Genomic DNA, 17,423 nt, shown 5'->3' with positions numbered 1-17,423 from the left:
TGTTCCGTGGCCTTCCACGGTAGAGGAAGGCTCCGGGCAGGACACTGACCGGCCCGGAGGGATCGGTGGTCATCCGGGTTCGGTGCAGGCGCGGTCGGCCTCCACGGCCTGCCAGGTTTTGCGGGCGGCGATCAGCACCGGATCCCACACCGGGGAAAACGGTGGGGCGTAGGACAGATCGATGTTCAGCAGCTCTTCCACCGGGGTCTCGTGCCACAAAGCGACGGAGAGCACGTCGATGCGTTTGGCCGCGCCTTCTTCTCCGACGATCTGAGCCCCGAGCAGTCGTCCGGTGCCGCGTTCGGCGATGAGTTTGGTGCGGATCGGTTTGGCTCCGGGGTAGTAGCCGGCCCGGGTGGTGGAGTCGACTACGGCGGTGATCGGATCGAATCCGGCCGCTTGCGCCTCGGCCTCGCCGAGGCCGGTGCGTCCGACTTCGATGTCGCAGATCTTGGTCACGGCGGTGCCGAGCACCCCGGGGAAGGTGGCGTAGCCGCCGCCGAGGTTGATCCCGGCGGTGCGTCCCTCCTTGTTGGCGTGGGTGCCCAGCGGGAGGCTGACGTGGCGGCGGGAGACGCGGTGGAACTTCTCCACGCAGTCCCCGCCGGCCCACACCCCTTCGATCCCGGTGCGCAGCCGGCGGTCCACCGCGATCGCCCCCGTGGCCCCCAGCGGGATCCCCGCCTGGGCGGCCAGGGCCGTGTTCGGGGCCACCCCCAGGCCGAGGATCACCAGATCGGTGGGGATCGTGGCCTGATCGGTGACCACGGCGGTGACCTTCCCACCGTGGGTGTCGAAGCCGGTGACCGTCTCCTCCATCCGCACCTCCATCCCGAATCCCTCCATCGCGGTGGCGATGAGCGCTCCCATGTCCGGGTCCAGGCCCGGCAGCGGGGCCGGGGGGCGCCCGATCACGGTGATGTCCACCCCCCAGGCGGACAGGGCCTCGGCCAGTTCCAGGCCGATGTAGCCGGCCCCGACCACCACCGCCCGGCCCGGCCGGTCCCGCTCCAGCACCGACCGCAGGGCCAGGCCGTCGTCGAGGGTCTGCACCCCGTGGATGCCGGCCGCCTCGATCCCGGGCAGTGGAGGGCGGGCCGGGGTGGCCCCGGTGGCGACCATGAGCTGGTCGAAGCCCTCCCAGGTTTCCCGGCCCCGGGCGAGGTCACGCACCTGCACGGCGCGGCGGTGCAGGTCGATCTCCAGGACCTCGTGACCGGTCCGGGCGTCGATGGCGTGGTGGTCGCGGAACTGCTGCGGGGTGCGGGCGATCAGTGCCATGGTGTCGGCGACGTCCTTGCCGATGAAGTACGGGATCCCGCAGGCCGAATAGGAGGTGTAGTGACCGCGCTCAAATGCCACGATCTCCAACTGATCCTGGGGCAGCTGGCGGCGGGCGGCCGAGGCCGCGCTCATCCCGGCGGCGTCCCCACCGATGACGACCAACCGTTGAGCCATGAGTACTTCTCCTCTTGACGGTGCTGAGGTCAGCCGTCCGGGGCCCGGATGGCCCTCGGCGGCTCTGGGCGGGGGTGGGTCGGTGTGCAGATCCTAGGCTTCGAGCTGCTCCAGTGCGGCTTGGTAGGCCTCATGGTAGGTGGGGAACTGGGCGACCTGATCGCGCAGGAGCTCCAGCGGCAGCTGCGCCCGGATCGCCAGGGAGGCGTGGTGGATCCATTCCCCGGCCTGCGGGCCGACCGCCCACGCCCCGATCAGCACCCCCCGGTCGGCGTCGGCCAGCAGCCCCAGGTGCCCGCGCGGGTCCTGCTCGTAGGTCCACGGGCGGGCGAGGACCTGGGCCAGATCCAGCTCGGTGTCGGTGGCACGGATCCCGCGCTGCTGAGCCTGCTCGGTGGTGAGTCCGGCCGCGGCGATCTCCGGGTCGGCGAACACCACCCGCGGGATCCCCACATAGCCAGCCGGGCGCGGGCGGCCGAGGATCGCGTCGGCGGCGATCCGCCCCTGATACTTCGCCACATGGGTGAAGGGCATCACCGCGGTGACATCGCCGATCGCCCACAGGTTGTCGGCGGCCCGGGCGTGCTCGTCGATGAGCACCTCACCGTGTTCGCCCAGGCGTGCCCCGGCCGTCTCAACACCCAGGCCCTGGGTGCGGGGGGCGCGGCCGGTGCCGAAGATCACCACGTCGGCGGCCACCTCGGACCCGTCCACGAGCTCGATGACGCTGTCCGCACCGTCCCGGTGGGCCCGGGCGGCGGAGGCGCCCAGGCGGATGTCGACCCCGGCCTCGGCCAGGTAGTCGTGGACGAGTTCCCCCACCCGAGGGTCCTCCCGGCCCAGCAGCCGGTCCCCGCGATGGATGAGGGTGACCTGCACCCCGAAGCGGGCCAAAAACGTGGCGGTCTCCACCCCGACGGCGCTGCCACCGACGATGGCGGCGCGTTCGGGGAGGTCGTGGGTGGTGTAGGTTTCCCGGTTGGTCCAGGCCGTGATCTCCTCGATCCCTTCGATCGGGGGGATCACCGCCTCGGAGCCGGTGGCGATGATGATGTGCTCGGCGGTGATCTCCCGGTCCCCGACCTGGATCCGGCCCGGGCCGCTGAGACGGGCCTCGCCCCGGATCACGGTCGCACCCTGGTCGGTGTAGCCCTCGGCCTGGGCGGAGTCGTCGAGGTCACGGATCATGTAGTCGCGGTACTCCCGGGTGGAGGCCCAGTCCACCTCGGCCCCGGACACCCCGGCGGCCTTGTGCACCTCGGTGCGGGCCTCGGCCGGGCGCAGCACCGTCTTGGAGGGGATACAGGCCCAGTAGGCGCACTCCCCACCGATCAACTCCCGCTCGATCACGGCGACGTTCTTCCCCGCCGCCAGCAACCGGCCGGCGGCGACCTCGCCACCGGGTCCCATGCCGAGAACGGCCACGTCGAAATGTTCGCTCATGTTCTGTCTCCTTCAGATGCGGTGGATCTTTCGGCACTGCTCGTCGTGGCGCCCCGTCCCATCACGGGCAGGGTGTGCGGTGTCCGCAGCCGCCCGCCCGGTCGCCGGGGAGGTCGGCGGGGCCTGGGCGAGCCGCTGCTCGGCCGTGCTGATAACCGGCCGGCCGGCGACCGTAGAGGCCTGGTGACCGGTCACGGTCGTCCCTCCGGGGCTGGGGCCGCTGGTGGGGCCCGAGCCTCAGGCGGCGCAGCAGGACAGTTTCGAGACATCGGTGCGGAAGGACTGGGCGGCGATCTTCACACCCTCAGCCATCGTCAGATACGGGCACCACAAGGTCGCCACCTGGTCCACCGTCATCCCCGCGGACAAGATGTAGACCCCGGCCGCGGCCAGGTCCCCGGCCTCCTGGGCCACCGCGGTGATCCCCACGATCCGCCCGGTGTCGGTATCGGCGACGATCTTGACGAACCCCCGGGTGTCACGGTTCACCAGCGCCCGCGGCACGTACTCCAACGGCAGCACCCGGCACTCACACCGGATGCCCGCCTCCCGTGCCTGCTTATCCGTCATGCCCACCGCCCCCACCGCCGGGGAGGTGAACGTGACCCGGGGCAGGTGGGTGTAGTCGACCCGCCGCCCGGTGTCGTGGAAGGCGTTCTCCACCGCGGTGACCCCGTGGGCGGAAGCCACGTAGACGAACTCCGGGTGCCCCGTGACATCCCCGGCCGCCCAGATCCGCGGGTGCGAACTCGCCAGGGTGTCCTCCACGAGGATCTCCCCCCGCTCCCCCGCAGCCACCCCGACCGTGCCCAGGCCCAGGCCCTCGGTGACCGCCCGGCGCCCGGTGGCCACCAGCAACCGGTCGGCGGTGAACTCCTGGCGCCCGGCCCGGGTGGTGGCGGCCACCACGACGCCCCCGGTGGCCGGATCGGTGGCCACGGACTCCACCGCGGCCCGGCGCACCACCTGGATGCCCTCATCGGCGAAGACCCCCATAAGGGTCTTCGAGACCTCCGGCTCCTCCCCGGACAGCAGCCGGGAACGGGCCAGCACCGTGACCTGCGAGCCCAGCCGGGCGAAGAGCTGAGCCTGCTCCAAGGCCACATAGCCGCCGCCGAGCACGATCATCGACTCCGGGACCTCCGGCAGCTCCATCGCCGTCGTGGAGGTCAGGTAGTCGACCTCCTCCAGCCCGGGAATCGGCGGGGCCCACGGGGCCGAGCCGGTGGCCACCAGGTAGTGGCCGGCCCGCACCTCCTCCACGGCCCCGCCCCGACCGGTGATCTCCAGCACCGGGTCCTGGGCCGTGCCGGTGAAGGCGGCCTCCCCGCGGCGCAGGTCCCACCCGTAGTCGGCGATCAGATCCACGTACTTCTCCGAACGCATCCCCTCCACCAGCCCGTCCTTGCCCGCCATCAGCCCCGGCATGTCCACCGGGCCCGCGGAGGCGGCGAGCCCGGGAAACCGGCCGGAGGCGTCCAGAGCCACATGGCGGGCGGCCGCGGCGGCCAGCAACGCCTTCGAGGGCACGCACCCGGTGTTCACACAGGTGCCCCCCACCGTGGACCGCTCCACCATCACCACCCGTTGGCCCAGGCTGGACGCCCGGATCGCGGCCGCGAAAGCACCACCACCGGAACCGATGATGGCCAAATCCGTATCGATCACTGCAGTTCCACCCATGACAACCTCCGCAAATCGGTGAGGAACACTTCCCCGGAAGCCTTCCGCGTGCCGTTCTCCGACCCAGCCTGCACCCTCCCCCACAGGGGAAGGTCAAGGGACTGATGCATCAGTAGGTGTCACCAGAGTGACTTGTTCCCACTTTCCCAGACGCTGAGGGTGACGCCGGACGACGGGAAGGGTGTTCACGGGCAACGGCCACCCCTAGGGTGAAAAACGGACCAGGCGGATCCGGGAATGTTCGAGCGCAGCACCCCAGAACACTCGACCCGAAGCCCATCGCCGGCATGCACTCCGCCACAGCCGTCGAGGAAAGGCCCCTGCCATGAGCGTCACCGATGACCTTCTGCACCACGCCGAGACCTACGCCGACGGCTTCACCAAGGGCGATCTGCCCATGCCCCCGGCCTTGCCGGTGGCGGTGGTGGCCTGCATGGACGCCCGGCTCAACCCCTACGGACTGCTCGGATTGAGCGAAGGCGACGCCCACATCATCCGCAACGCCGGCGGGGTGATCACCGACGACGAGATCCGGTCCCTGGTGATCAGCCAGCGGCTGCTGGGCACCCGGGAGATCATCCTGATCCACCACACCGACTGCGGCATGCTCACCTTCACCGACGACGCCTTCACGGCACAGATCGAGGCCGACACCGGGATGCGCCCGCCGTGGTCACCGGAGTCCTTCACCGACCCCGACGACGACGTCCGCCAGTCGATGGCACGGATCACCGCCAACCCCTTCATCCCCCATCAGGACAGCGTGCGCGGATTCGTCTACGACGTCACCGACGGCTCCCTGCGCGAAATCCACTGACCCACGACCAAGACTGACAACTGGCGCCGCAACAGACACAGCCGAGACGCCCAACAGCCGGGCAGTCATTGCAGGTCGGCATGCGGGATAAAGCGACCGTCCACTCGGCCAATCTCTACCAAGTGCTGACGTACACAAAGAACGCCGACGTCAACCGTGACGGGTCAGTCAGCGGCATGTTGCTCTACGCATGCACTGAGGCTCCTCAGCGGCCCGACCTCGACGTCGTCATCCAGGGGAATCGCATCGGCGCTCGAACCATCGACCTCAACCAGGCATGGCACCTTCTTCGCGCACAGCTCGACGACGTAGCCACATGGCTTGACCCGTAAATCGCCGTCGCCCTGCGTGTCAGGGTGAGTTGAGTCCAGTGGTTCACAGCAAGTCCGCCTGACGCAGGGTGAGATCAGGATCGACCACCATGAGCAGCACTACTGTCTCGTCGCCGTTGTCATCGGTCACCGATGATGGAGGGATGAGCAATTCTCGTCCTCGTGCCGGTGGCCCGTCGCGGCGCCGTTCGTTCACTCCGGAGCAGAAGCTGGCGCATCTGGCCGCCTATGAGCAGGCCTGTGAACAGCAGCAGGGCGGGGCCTACCTGCGCCGGGAGGGCCTGTACTCCTCGCTGATGTCCGAGTGGCGCCGGTTGCGCGATGCCGGAGTCCTGGAGGGCAAGACCGCCGGCGAAACCGTTGGCCGCCCCAGCGCGGAGCAGGCCGAGATCGCCCGGCTGCGCCGCCAGCTGGCCGCTTCCCAGCAACGGCTGGCGACCACCGAGACCGCCCTGGACATCATGGGAAAAGCACACGCGCTCTTGGAGCAGATCTCCGAGAGCGCGCAGGACGAACCCAAGTCCAAGAAGCGCTGATGGGCGCCTACACCGAACTCACCGCCGCGGGGGTGACCACCCGTACGGCCGCGAACCTGACCGGGGTACCTCGGGCCACCGCCACCCGGACCACCCGCCGTGGGCAGGGCCAGTCGGGCGAGCCGACGCGGCAGGAGACGACGCCGGCGAACAAGCTCACCGATGTCGAGAGGGCCCGTGTCCTGGAGGTGCTCAACAGCGAGGAGTTCGTCGATCAGCCCCCGGCCCAGATCTACGCGGCTCTGCTGGCACGCGGGCAGTACCTGTGCTCGATCGCCACGATGTACCGGGTCCTGGCCGCCGCTGCGCAGGTGAAGGAGCGCCGACGCCTGGCCCGCCACCCTGCACGGGCGATCCCCGAGCTGGTGGCAGACGGGCCGGGACAGGTCTACACCTGGGACATCACCAAGCTGTCCGGCCCCGCGAAGGGCATGTACTACGACGCCTACGTGATGATCGACATCTACTCCCGCTACATCGTCGGCGCTCACGTCCACGCCCGGGAGTCCGCCCCGCTGGCCGAGGACATGATGCGCCGCATCTTCGGCATCCACGGCATCCCCGCCGTCGTGCACGCCGACCGGGGCACCTCGATGACCTCTAAGACCTGGTCTCATAACTCTTCTACCTGACGCAGTCGGCGGAAGTTGATGAGCGTGACGGCGAGCAAGAGCAGCGGGAGCAGCGTGGCTGCAGTGCGGTCGTAACGGATCCCGAGACGCTTGAACCGCAGGACCCAGGAGATGGTGCGCTCCACGACCCAGCGGTGCCGGCCCAGGTGGGTCTTGGCCTCGATTCCGCGCCGGGCGATCCGGACCTTGATGCCTCGCCGGTGCAGGTAGCGGCGGCACCTCGGGTAGTCGTAGCCCTTGTCCGCGTGCAGCTTCTCCGGCCGGCGGCGGGGCCGCCCCGGACGCCTTCGCCGGCCACGCACACTCGGGTTGGTCTCCAGCAACGGCTCGAAGAGTTTGCTGTCGTGGACGTTTGCGGCTGAGGCCAGCACATGCAGGGGCAGCCCGGCCGCGTCGGTGAGCAGGTGGTACTTCGTCCCCGGTTTCCCGCGGTCGGTGGGGTTCGGGCCGGTCAGCTCGCCCCCCTTTTGGCACGTACGGACACCGCGTCGATACTGGCCCGCGACCAGTCGAGGATCTCCTGCTCGGAGAGCTCCTCGAGCACTGCCCGGTGCAGCTTCTCCCACACCCCGGCCCCCTGCCACTGCCTGAGCCGGCGCCAGGCGGTGTGCCCGGACCCGCAGCCCAGGGCCGGGGGCAGGTCCCGCCAACGGCACCCGGTGTGCAGCACGAACAGGATCCCCTCCAGTGCCGCCCGGTCCTCGATCCGGGGTCGCCCACCGGGCCCTCGAGGTGGTGGCTGGGGTGGGATCAGCGGGGCGATCAGCTCCCACAGACGGTCATCGACCATCCACGACTGCGTCCTCGTCGTCATGCAGGCACTGTGGACCGTTCCCAGGCAGGTGGGCAACGACCGATCAGGTTTTGAGACCAGGTCTAAGCCGGTGGCCGCGCTGCTGGCCGACCTCGGGGTGACCCGGTCCCATTCCCGCCCCAGCGTGAGCAACGACAACCCGTACTCGGAGGCGTGGTTCAAGACCCTGAAGTACGCCCCAGTCTTCCCCGACCGCTTCGGATCCCTGGCCGACGCCCGGGCGTTCATGGACCGGTTCGTGGAGGCCTACAACCACGACCACCACCACACCGGGATCGGACTGCACACCCCGGCCGACGTCCACTACGGCCACGCCAGGGCCGTCAACGAGCAACGATCAGCGGCCCTGGCCACGGCTCGCGCCGCTAACCCCGAGCGCTTCTCCACCACCGCAGACCCAAAAATCCTCCAGCTGCCCACCGCAGCCTGGATCAACCGACCAACGGCCGCAGAACCCGCAGCCGCCTGACACCCACTGGCCTCAAACACCTTGAAAATTTCCGTCGTGCGAAGTGCGTCCCGTGGCAACCCCAACTGCAACGTCGTATTCATGGGAAGTGGCCGGTAGCCGGGCCATATGTAAAGCGGAAAGGGACTAGAGGAATCCCTCAGCAAACCCGGGCGGTCACTACATCCCATCTAGGGTGGCGCGTATGAGACCTGTGACCGTCGTCGTTTCCTTGCCCGTCGCGGATGCCGAGAGGTCCCTGCGCTTCTACCGCGACGGTCTTCAGCTGGCCGATCCCGAGATCGACGCGGGGATGGTCGCGTTCGAACTGCCGAATCTGTCGTTGTTCTTGATCGAGAGGTCCGAGTACGCGAAGTACATCGAACACGCCGGGGTCGGTCCGGTCACCTCCGTGCCGGGGGCGTGCATCATCTCGTGCGCGATCGCCAGCACGGAGGAGGTGGACGACATCCTCACGCGCGCCAAGGCCGCGGGGGGTTCGATCCCGGGGCCGGCCGAGGACCATGACGGTTCGTACATGGGGTACTTCAGCGACCCCGACGGCCACGTCTGGGAGCTGGTCGTCAATGCCCGCACCGAGGCCGCTGCGGGCTAGGGTCAGGGACTGCCGCACCGACCGGTGACATCAGATGGTGCGGCAGTCCCCTCGTAGAGGTCGACGCGATCGCGATCCGTTGAACCAGCTCATCGCGTTCCGTGGTGAATTGATCCCGCTGTTGTCGGGCCCCGAAGAAAGGAACCCATCCATGACCGCCCTTACTCTCCTCGTTGGAGCAGTGCTCACCCTGGCCGGGATCGCCGGCTACGCGCTCTCGGGCGCTGCCAGCCTCACCGCACTCATCCCCAGCGCTGTGGGTGTGCTCCTGCTGATCTGCGGGCTCCTGGCGCGGAACGCGAAAATGCACCGGCACGCGATTCACGCGGGCCTGCTGATCGCCCTGCTGGGCGTGCTCGGATCCTTGCGGAACGTGGCCGGGATCGGCGAGGTGTTCGCCGGAACCGCCGAACGTCCCGCAGCTGTCATCCTGAGCACCGTCATGCTCCTGGTGCTCGCGCTCTATCTCGCCCTCGGCATCGGCTCCTTCCTCAAGGCCCGGCGCCGGAAGGCCGCACCAGGCCGGTAGCTCGCACGCGGGTGGACAAGCGGAGGAATGATCGGCCGTCACTTGTCGGTGTCGACGGCTGGTGACCACTGACCCCGTGGTGGCAGGCGGATCCGCTGCGGGCCCACAGGTCATCCGGTCCGCAAACCTCGCCGTACCACGGCTTCTTCTTCGTCCAGCGCGCCATCGATCCTCGGTGGCGCAGGACACGGTGCGCGGTGGGGAGGGGACGGCGCGAGCGGCCCGGTGTTCCTGCGAACCTGTGCGTCAGCCCAGAGTTCGGTGCCGGAACACTGTCCGGGCGCTGCGGGGCAAATAGACTGTGGGACGCATCAGAATCCTCGATCAACGGAGTGTGCGAACCACCGCTATGGGCCCATCGCCTGCCAACCCCGGGTCGTCCGACGACCCGGGCGACAGTTGTCCTTTCCCCGCAACAACTGACCCCCGCCGCAGGCTCTTGCCCGGCTCCTCCGCCCCGGGGGTGAGCCCCCGATGATCGCAGCAGCTCTCACCCTGCTCTTGGGCATCCTCGTGATCCTGGTGATCATCGCCGCCAATGGGTACTTCGTGGCCCAGGAGTTCGCCTACATGTCGGTGGACCGCACTCGCCTGGGCGCCCGCGCACAGGCCGGCGACAAGGCCGCCCAGCGGGCCCTGAAGGTCACCCGCCGCACCTCCTTCATGCTCTCCGGGGCCCAGCTGGGCATCACCGTCACCGGCCTGCTCATCGGCTACGTCGCCGAACCCCTGGTGGGCGAGTCCCTGGGCGTGCTGCTCGGCGCCACAGGAGTGCCGGCGGCGTTGAGCATCTCGGTGGGCACCGTGGTCGCCCTGGTCGTGGCCGCCGTCGTGCAGATGATCTTCGGTGAGCTCTACCCGAAGAACCTCGCGATCGCCAACGCCGAGCCCATGGCCCGGGCCCTGGCCCGTTCCACCACGATCTACTTGGCGCTGTTCGGCTGGTTGATCACGGTGTTCGACCACGCCGCCAACGCCCTGCTGCGCCTGGTGCGCGTGGAACCGGTGCACGACGTGGACACGACCGCGACCGTGGAGGACCTCGAGCGCATCGTCGCCGACTCCCGGGAAAGCGGGGACCTGCCCGAGGAGCTGTCGATGCTCATCGACCGCATCATCGACTTCCCCGACCAGGACGTCGAGCACGCCATGATCACCCACTCCCAGGTCGGGGCCGTCTCCCCGGACACCACCGTGAGTGAACTGCGCGCCCTGATGGCCACCGGGCACACCCGCTACCCGGTGATCTCCGCGACCGAGGAACCCCTCGGCGTCGTCCAGCTCACCGATCTGCTGCGCAGCAGCGCGCCTGAGGACGCCACGGTGGCCACCCTCATGGCGCCCCCGCTGGTGCTGCCCACCCTCATGTCCCTGCCCGATGCCCTGGCCCAGCTCACGGCCTCACGCAATCAGCTGGCCTGCGTCATCGACGAGTACGGCGGCTTCGCCGGGGTCCTGACCCTGGAGGACCTGGCCGAGGAGCTGGTCGGGGAGATCACCGACGAACACGACGAGGAACCCCCAGCACTCATCACGCCCGAGCAGGACGACACCTGGCGGATGGACGGGGACATCCACGTCGACGAGGTTCAACGCGCCGTCGGCCACGAGCTGCCCGCCGGTGACTACGAGACCATCTCCGGGATGCTCATCGCCCACCGCGGGGAGCTGCCGTCCGCCGGGGAGACGGTGCGCATCGAGCTGCCCGACGACCCCCGCGACCTGGTCCTGGACGAGCCCGTGCACCGGGTGCTCGACGTCGAAGTGCTCGAACTCTCCCGGCACGTGCCCAGCGAGCTGCTCGTACGCCTGGTGAAAACCACCGCCGAGGCCACCACCGACACCCACGCTGCCCGGGAGGAGGACCGATGAGTGATCCGCTGATCGTCACCGCCGTGACCGTGCTGCTGATCGTGCTCAGCGCGTTCTTCGTCATCATCGAGTTCGCCCTGCTGGGGGCCCGCCGCCACCGGCTCGAGGCCGAGGCCGCGACCAACCGCTCCGCGCGTGCTGCGCTGCGCGGCATCAACGAGCTGACCATCATGCTCGCCGGCGCGCAGCTGGGCATCACCGCCTGCACCTTCGCCCTGGGTGCGGTCACCAAGCCGGCCGTGGACGCGTGGCTGAGTCCCGTGTTCGCCTCCTGGGGTGCGCCCGAGGGGCTGGCCGACGGCGCCGCCTTCGCCCTCTCCCTGCTGTTCGTGACCTTCCTGCACCTGGTCGTGGGTGAGATGGCGCCCAAGTCCTGGGCGATCGCCTACCCGGAGACCTCGGCCAAGCTCATCGGCGTGCCCTCCCGCGGCTTCATCTGGGTCGTGCGTCCGCTGCTGGTGTGGGTCAACGGCATCGCCAACCGGCTGGTCGCCGCCAGCGGGATCACCCCGGTGAACCGGGCCGCCGTCGGAGGACAGGACGCCGACACGATCCGGCACCTCGTGGAGCACTCCGCCTCCGTCGGTGCGCTCGACTCCTCCTTCCGCACCCAGGTCTCCGGGGTCCTGGAGCTGGAGAACCTCACCGTCGAAGCGCTCATCGCCCCGGGCACGACACCGACCACGGTGCCGGCCGGCGCCACGGCTGCCCACGTGCAGGAGACCGCCACCCGGACCGGGCACCTGCGCATCCTCGTGGAGCACCCCGACGGCGCCGCCCCCGGGGTGGTGCACGTGCGTGACACCCTGCTCGAGCCGCCCGAGCGGCCCGTCCGGGATCTGGCCCGCCCGGCGTTCGTCCTGGAGGCCGACACCCCGGTCTACGAGGCCCTGGCCCGGATCCGGGCCGCCGGGGAGCAGCTCGCGGCCGTGAAGCACGACGGCCGGTTCATCGGGGTGATCACCCTTTCCGACGTCCTGCGACGGGTGCTCCCCATGGAACTCACGCCGGAGGACCAACCCAGCAGGTGAGCGCGACGGGGCCCAGCACGGGCGGCACTGTCCGTGCTGGGCTCTTTCCGGCCCGACCTCCTGTTTTCTACGGAGAATGATCCGTTTCGCCGGGTCCGAGAGAGATCTCCAGGTGACCGCCGCTGATCCGCCATGTGTAAGACCAGGGTGCAGTGGTGTGATCCTGCGGGTGGCCAGCAACTGATCATCGGCCGCAGGAACCGTGTCCCCGGCGGCCGTGAACCACGGCATCCTCGCCATGGCCCGCTAAGGAGCATGGACCGCACCAGACGCGGTCCCGTACCGCATGATCCGCGACGAGGCAGCCACCGGGCAGCAGCATCACCAGGGCACTCCAGGCGCCTGGCCAAAATGCCGACCGCGCCCCGGCCACCGAATCGGTGAAGCCGCTGGGGGCAGGGCCCACTCCGGGTATTGGCCCGCTGGAGCCGGTTCAATGGTCCGGACAACGCCACGGAGACTGGGCGCTCTTCTCAACGTGGCCTAGATTGAGATCGGTGTCGACGCCGGACGAATACTGAGCAGATGCGACGGTCGAAAAGTGAGCACTCGACGATTGGAGTGTGATCACTGTGGAAGATTGGGCGTTGATCCGTCGGCTGCATGCCGAGGGGGTGCCGAAGTCCCAGATCGCGTCGCGGCTGGGGATCTCGCGGAACACGGTCGCCAAGGCCGTGGCCGCCTCCCGACCACCGCGCTATGAGAGGTCCGCCGGGCCCAACGCGTTTAGCGATGTCGAGCCGGCCGTGCGGGCGCTGCTGACCGAGCACCCGTCCATGCCGGCCACGGTGCTGGCCGAGCGGGTGGGGTGGTCGGGGTCCATCACCTGGTTCCGGGACAACCTTCGAGCCATCCGCAGCGAGTACGCCCCGCCCGATCCGGCGGACCGGTTGTCCTACCGGCCCGGGGACCAGGTCCAGTGCGATCTGTGGTACCCGCCGGCACGGATCCCGCTGGGTGACGCTCAGCAGGGATCACCGCCGGTGCTGGTGATGGTCTGCTCCTCCTCACGGTTCGTCACCGCGGTGATGATCCCCTCCCGCACCACCGGTGATCTGCTGGCCGGGATGTGGCACCTGGTGGTCGAGCAGATCCAGGGCGTGCCGCGACGGTGGGTCTGGGACAACGAGTCCGGCATCGGTCGCGGGGGCCGCCCGGCCGAGGGAGTGGCCGCGTTCATGGGCACGATGGCGGCAACCCTGGTGCAGCTCAAGCCCTACGACCCGGAATCCAAGGGCATCGTGGAGAGGGCCAACGGCTACCTCGAGACCTCGTTCCTGCCCGGGCGCACCTTCACTTCCCCGGCCGACTTCAACGCCCAGCTGCGCCAGTGGCTGATGGCCGCCAACACCCGGCGGGTGCGGGCCATCGCCGCCCGGCCGGCGGAACTGATCGCCGCTGATCGGGCCGCGATGCTCCCCGTGCCGCCGGTCGCCCCGGCCGTCGGGCACCGCACCTGGGTGCGGCTGGGCCGGGACTACTACGTGCGGGTCGCCGGCAACGACTACTCCGTGGACCCGACCGTGATCGGATCCATGGTCGAGGTCACCGCCGACCTGCACCGGGTGCTCGTGCGTCACCAGGGCCGGATCGTGGCCGACCACGCGCGTTGCTGGGCGTCAGCGACCACGGTCACCGACCCGGCGCACGTGGCCACCGCCGCGATGCTGCGCCGGGCCTACCAGCAGCGCCCGCACCCGGGCGCCGAGGCGGATCCGCTGGTACGAGATCTGGCCGACTACGACCGCGCCTTCGGGATCGAGGTCGCCTGATGGCCACCACACCAGCCGAGACGGCCAAGACCCTGGAGTACCTCACCGCCTCGTTGAAGGCGCCGAGGATCCGTGAGGCCGCCGCCCGGATCGCCGACACCGCCCGCACCAATCACTGGTCCTACGAGGAGTACCTGACCGCCGTGCTCGAGCGCGAGGTCGCCGCCCGCAACGCCTCCGGGGCCCGGCTGCGGATCACCGCCGCAGGCTTCCCCGCGATCAAGACCGCCGAGGACTTCGACTTCACGGCCCAGACGGCGATCACCCACACCGACTACGCCGCGATGGCCTCGGGCCGGTACCTCGCCGAGGCCGGCAACATCGTCCTGCTCGGGCCCCCGGGCACGGGCAAGACCCACCTGGCCACGGCCCTGGGCATCACCGCCTGCCAGCAGGGCCACCGGGTGCTCTACGCCACCGCCGTGGACTGGGTGCACCGGCTCAAGACCGCCCACGACACCGGGCGCCTGGACGCCGAGCTGCGCAAGCTGGGCCGCTACCGGCTGATCATCATCGACGAGGTCGGGTACCTGCCCTTCGAGCAGGAGGCCGCGAACCTGTTCTTCCAGCTCGTCTCGACCCGCTACGAAAAGGCCTCCCTGATCCTCACCAGCAATCTGCCCTTCGCCCGGTGGGGTGAGGTCTTCGGCGACGTCACCATCGCCGCGGCCATGATCGACCGCATCGTCCACCACGCCGAGGTCCACACCCTCAAAGGCGCCAGCTACCGACTCAAGACCCTGGGCACCGACTCCCTGCCCAGCACCACCCACCAGACCAACTAGCGACACCAACTGCTCACTTTTCGACCGTCGCTACTGCTCACTTTTCGACCGTCGTTGACAATCGGGGCCGGTGCTGGCCCCGGTCGATGTTCTGATTCCCATGGCATGGACTGATACAGCGCCAATAGGGACCGTGACCCGGGAGCACGGATCCAGAAGGGGGCTCCCCCACAAGGTGGGGGAGCCCCCTTTCAAAAACATTTCGGGAAATCCCGCAGGCCGATTCCCGTGTCCTGTCATCTGGTCTCAACCGTCGATGCGCAATCACAAAAAGACCTGCCCTCAAAGTCGACGCGCGGGCACCCCGCCGGGGTGTCCGGTCCATGAGCAGCGCAAGTGCCCGTTATATACCGTGGAACATCACCACTACGGGTCATGCTTCCCGCCTCACCGGGCCTTATGATCAAGCGTCCCTTCACGGATGAACGCGTGTAGAAGTCAAAGACCTTGGCGCTGTGAGCACGGGCTGGGTTCGGAGGGCGGACGCGTTGCGGGAAAGCTGGCCCCGATCATTCCCCTGGGCACTGGCGTTGCGCGGATGCCGGGTAGTCGGGGACCGGCCGGGCCTGGGCCTCCTGGGGCGTCTCGGCCACGCCGTTGGCCTCGATGTCGGCGATCAGCCAGTTCATCTCATCGATCTCCCGCCGCTGAGCCTCACTGATCTCCACGGCCAGCTGGCACACCCGCACGTCGGCCAGCTCGGCACGCTCGGAACGGGTGATGGCCAACGAGTGATGCGGGATCATCGAGCTCATGTAGGCGCTGTCCTGCACCGTGGTCTGGCTGCGGTCCAGGAACGCCCCGCCGCCCAGCAGCAGGAGGCTGATCACGACCACGGCCACGTTGGCCTTGGTGTTCTTGTACATGTTCAGCATCCAGGCGAGCATGACCAGGCCCATGGTCCCGCCCATGGTCAGGGTCATGAACAGCCGGTTCTCGCTCCAGCGCACGTGGCTCCACTCCCAGGAGCCGATGAACATGGTCCCGTACATCACCACCATGGCCGTGAAGATCATCGCTCCGAAGCGCCAGTACATCTTCAGGCCCCCGTGGGACTGGTGCTCGCCCTGTTGATCGCCCTCGTGCTGGTTCTGATCTGGCTGGTGCTGGTGGTTCTGGTCGTTTCTGGTGCTGGGCACGGGTCTCCTCCGTTCTGCCGGTGCGCGGCTGGGCGCGGCAACGTGGTGCGGCCGGCCATGGCGTACTACCGACGGTAGACCCCCGGTCTCTCCGGGGGGGCCGGGCGTGGCCCTGGGGCCAGGGATGCCTCCTGCGCCGTGCCCATGTGTCACTGTGCGGCGTTCCGATCCTCGCCACGGGCGCGGGTGCGTCGGCGTTCCAGTGTCCGGGTCCGGTGGAAGCGCTCCAGCTGCGCCAGGACCTGCTCGCGGGTGGCCTCGTGGCGGCGGGCGTGGCGGCGGATCTCCCAGGGGTAGTAGTAGGGCTGGGTGGCGATCTGCTCGTCGGTGCGCCAGGTGCCGTCGATGAGGTAGCGCACCACCGTGTTGGCGAACGCCAGGGCCGGCACCGCGAACAGCGCCCCGGCGATGCCGTAGAGGATCGAGCCGGTGGCCACGGACAGGAACACGGCCAGCGGGTGCAGGGACACCGCTTTGCCCAGGATCAGCGGTTGCAGCACGTTGCCCTCCAGCTGCTGGACGAGGATCACCACACCGAGCATCAGCAGCGCGTTCGTCGTGCCGTTGGCCACCAGGGCCACCAGCACCGCCACCGCCCCGGTGGCCACCGCTCCGATTATGGGGATGAAGGAACCCAGGAACACCAAGATCCCGATCGGCAGAGCCAGCGGCACCCCGAGGAGGGCGGCCCCGGTGCCGATGCCCACCGCGTCGATGGCGGCCACCAACCCTTGGGCGCGGGCGTACTGGACCAGAGCTTCCCAGCCGTGTCGGCCCGCGCCGTTGACCGCCCGGCGGGCGGGCACCGGGAAGAGCCCGACGACGAACAGCCAGATCCGTTCTCCGTCGGCCAGGAAGAACAGCAGGGTGAAGAGCAAGATGAGGATGCCGGTGAGCAGGTGCCCGGCCGTGGCCCCGAAGGACAGCGCCCCGTCGAGCAGGGCCTGGCTGTTGTCCTGGACAGTGGCCCCGAAATCGGTGACCCAGTCCTCCAGGTCCGCGGTGCCGAAGTTCAACGGCGTGTCCTGCAACCGGTCTAGCAGCTGCCCGGCGCCGGCCACCACGCTGCCGGAGAGCTCGGCGAAGCCGACCACAATCTGCTGCCCGGCCAGCACCAGCAGCCCCACGACGACCCCGACCAGCCCCAGCACGGTGGCCCCGGCGGCCACCCCGGCCGGCACCCGGTGGCTGCGCGCCCACTTCGTCAGGGGGAAGAGCAGCCCGGCCAGCAGGCCCGCCAGCAGCACCGGGACGACCACCACCGTGACCGTGGAGAGCAGGTAGCCCAGCACCCCCACCCCCGCGGCCACGACCAGCAGCCGCCAGGACCAGGCCGCAGCCACCCGCACCGCCACAGGCACCCCTGCCGCAGCGCTGCCGTGCATCGACGGCAGCTCACGATCGGGCCCCGGGGCGGTAGGACGCTGCGCGCCGCGGGCTGTCGAAGGCATGGGCGGATCCTGACACGATCATCGCTCAGTACGCCCGAGGGGCGCTGAACGGCAGCGGGGTGGGC

At 69.3% G+C, this 17,423-nt stretch carries 13 protein-coding genes and 2 pseudogenes; 9 read left to right on the top strand and 6 right to left on the bottom strand.

The window, feature by feature from the left end; all coding sequences use genetic code 11:
• Nucleotides 1-69: 69 nt before the first annotated feature.
• From ABL57_RS17800 to merA, 3 genes are all read right to left on the bottom strand, one after another.
• A complete protein-coding gene (locus ABL57_RS17800; RefSeq protein ID WP_047804807.1) occupies nucleotides 70-1,458 on the bottom strand; it encodes an FAD-dependent oxidoreductase in 1,389 nt (462 codons plus the stop codon).
• 93 nt (nucleotides 1,459-1,551) lie between these two features.
• A complete protein-coding gene (locus tag ABL57_RS17795; RefSeq protein ID WP_047804806.1) occupies nucleotides 1,552-2,901 on the bottom strand; it encodes an NAD(P)/FAD-dependent oxidoreductase in 1,350 nt (449 codons plus the stop codon).
• 237 nt (nucleotides 2,902-3,138) lie between these two features.
• Entirely contained in the window at nucleotides 3,139-4,584 is a 1,446-nt protein-coding gene (gene merA / locus ABL57_RS17790) for a mercury(II) reductase (protein ID WP_047804805.1), read from the bottom strand.
• 325 nt (nucleotides 4,585-4,909) lie between these two features.
• Between merA and ABL57_RS17785 the strand changes: the two genes are divergently transcribed.
• Together ABL57_RS17785 and ABL57_RS23195 are read left to right on the top strand one after the other, a co-directional pair.
• Nucleotides 4,910-5,401: a carbonic anhydrase gene (locus tag ABL57_RS17785; protein WP_047804804.1), complete on the top strand. Its 492-nt coding sequence runs from the start codon at nucleotides 4,910-4,912 to the stop codon at nucleotides 5,399-5,401.
• A 475-nt stretch (nucleotides 5,402-5,876) separates the two neighbouring features.
• Nucleotides 5,877-6,877, top strand: a pseudogene (locus tag ABL57_RS23195) (DDE-type integrase/transposase/recombinase); the annotation flags it as partial.
• Between the two features lie 5 nt (nucleotides 6,878-6,882).
• Here ABL57_RS23195 and ABL57_RS21475 read toward each other — a convergent pair.
• A protein-coding gene (locus ABL57_RS21475) for an IS5 family transposase (protein WP_371212492.1) occupies nucleotides 6,883-7,691 on the bottom strand; the annotation gives its coding sequence in 2 pieces (ribosomal slippage) (nucleotides 6,883-7,370 and nucleotides 7,370-7,691; 810 coding nt in all).
• A gap of 40 nt (nucleotides 7,692-7,731) precedes the next feature.
• On the opposite strand from ABL57_RS21475, the pseudogene ABL57_RS17755 reads away from it, so the two are divergent.
• The 7 genes and pseudogenes from ABL57_RS17755 to istB form a co-directional block, all read left to right on the top strand.
• Nucleotides 7,732-8,184, top strand: a pseudogene (locus tag ABL57_RS17755) (transposase); the annotation flags it as partial.
• 184 nt (nucleotides 8,185-8,368) lie between these two features.
• Complete coding sequence (locus ABL57_RS17750) at nucleotides 8,369-8,779, top strand: VOC family protein (RefSeq protein WP_047804800.1); 411 nt, start codon at nucleotides 8,369-8,371, stop codon at nucleotides 8,777-8,779.
• Between the two features lie 151 nt (nucleotides 8,780-8,930).
• Nucleotides 8,931-9,308 carry a hypothetical protein gene (locus ABL57_RS17745; RefSeq protein ID WP_047804799.1) on the top strand — a complete coding sequence of 126 codons (378 nt, stop codon included), beginning with the start codon at nucleotides 8,931-8,933 and terminating at the stop codon, nucleotides 9,306-9,308.
• Between the two features lie 474 nt (nucleotides 9,309-9,782).
• Entirely contained in the window at nucleotides 9,783-11,180 is a 1,398-nt protein-coding gene (locus ABL57_RS17740) for a hemolysin family protein (RefSeq protein ID WP_047804798.1), read from the top strand.
• The gene (locus ABL57_RS17735; protein ID WP_047804797.1) at nucleotides 11,177-12,211 is read left to right on the top strand and encodes a hemolysin family protein; all 1,035 of its coding nucleotides are present in this window, start codon (nucleotides 11,177-11,179) and stop codon (nucleotides 12,209-12,211) included. The genes ABL57_RS17740 and ABL57_RS17735 overlap by 4 nt, the downstream gene beginning before the upstream one ends.
• A gap of 563 nt (nucleotides 12,212-12,774) precedes the next feature.
• Complete coding sequence (gene istA, locus ABL57_RS17730; protein WP_047804796.1) at nucleotides 12,775-13,983, top strand: IS21 family transposase; 1,209 nt, start codon at nucleotides 12,775-12,777, stop codon at nucleotides 13,981-13,983.
• A complete protein-coding gene (gene istB, locus ABL57_RS17725) occupies nucleotides 13,983-14,768 on the top strand; it encodes an IS21-like element helper ATPase IstB (RefSeq protein WP_047804795.1) in 786 nt (261 codons plus the stop codon). Before istA ends, istB begins: the two co-directional genes overlap by 1 nt.
• 509 nt (nucleotides 14,769-15,277) lie before the next feature.
• Here the strand turns inward: istB and ABL57_RS17720 are convergent.
• Together ABL57_RS17720 and ABL57_RS17715 are read right to left on the bottom strand one after the other, a co-directional pair.
• A complete protein-coding gene (locus tag ABL57_RS17720; protein ID WP_238986109.1) occupies nucleotides 15,278-15,907 on the bottom strand; it encodes a DUF305 domain-containing protein in 630 nt (209 codons plus the stop codon).
• Between the two features lie 149 nt (nucleotides 15,908-16,056).
• Nucleotides 16,057-17,358 (bottom strand): AI-2E family transporter, encoded by a 1,302-nt coding sequence (locus tag ABL57_RS17715; RefSeq protein ID WP_152683455.1) that lies wholly within the window; start codon nucleotides 17,356-17,358, stop codon nucleotides 16,057-16,059.
• Nucleotides 17,359-17,423 lie beyond the last annotated feature (65 nt).

The organism is Kocuria sp. SM24M-10 (assembly GCF_001027955.1).
Taxonomy (GTDB): Bacteria; Actinomycetota; Actinomycetes; order Actinomycetales; family Micrococcaceae; genus Kocuria; species Kocuria oceani.
The sequence above is the reverse complement of the archived record's forward strand: the minus strand, read 5'-3'. Positions and strand labels throughout refer to the sequence as shown.

What these genes read in the sequence shown, in the direction of transcription:
- ABL57_RS17795 (WP_047804806.1), bottom strand. Translation starts at nt 2,901, where the DNA reads ATGAGCGAACATTTCGACGTGGCCGTTCTCGGCATGGGACCCGGTGGC.
- ABL57_RS17785 (WP_047804804.1), top strand. Translation starts at nt 4,910, where the DNA reads ATGAGCGTCACCGATGACCTTCTGCACCACGCCGAGACCTACGCCGAC.
- ABL57_RS17740 (WP_047804798.1), top strand. Translation starts at nt 9,783, where the DNA reads ATGATCGCAGCAGCTCTCACCCTGCTCTTGGGCATCCTCGTGATCCTG.
- ABL57_RS17735 (WP_047804797.1), top strand. Translation starts at nt 11,177, where the DNA reads ATGAGTGATCCGCTGATCGTCACCGCCGTGACCGTGCTGCTGATCGTG.
- ABL57_RS17800 (WP_047804807.1), bottom strand. Translation starts at nt 1,458, where the DNA reads ATGGCTCAACGGTTGGTCGTCATCGGTGGGGACGCCGCCGGGATGAGC.
- merA (WP_047804805.1), bottom strand. Translation starts at nt 4,584, where the DNA reads ATGGGTGGAACTGCAGTGATCGATACGGATTTGGCCATCATCGGTTCC.
- ABL57_RS17745 (WP_047804799.1), top strand. Translation starts at nt 8,931, where the DNA reads ATGACCGCCCTTACTCTCCTCGTTGGAGCAGTGCTCACCCTGGCCGGG.
- ABL57_RS17715 (WP_152683455.1), bottom strand. Translation starts at nt 17,358, where the DNA reads ATGCCTTCGACAGCCCGCGGCGCGCAGCGTCCTACCGCCCCGGGGCCC.
- istB (WP_047804795.1), top strand. Translation starts at nt 13,983, where the DNA reads ATGGCCACCACACCAGCCGAGACGGCCAAGACCCTGGAGTACCTCACC.
- ABL57_RS17750 (WP_047804800.1), top strand. Translation starts at nt 8,369, where the DNA reads ATGAGACCTGTGACCGTCGTCGTTTCCTTGCCCGTCGCGGATGCCGAG.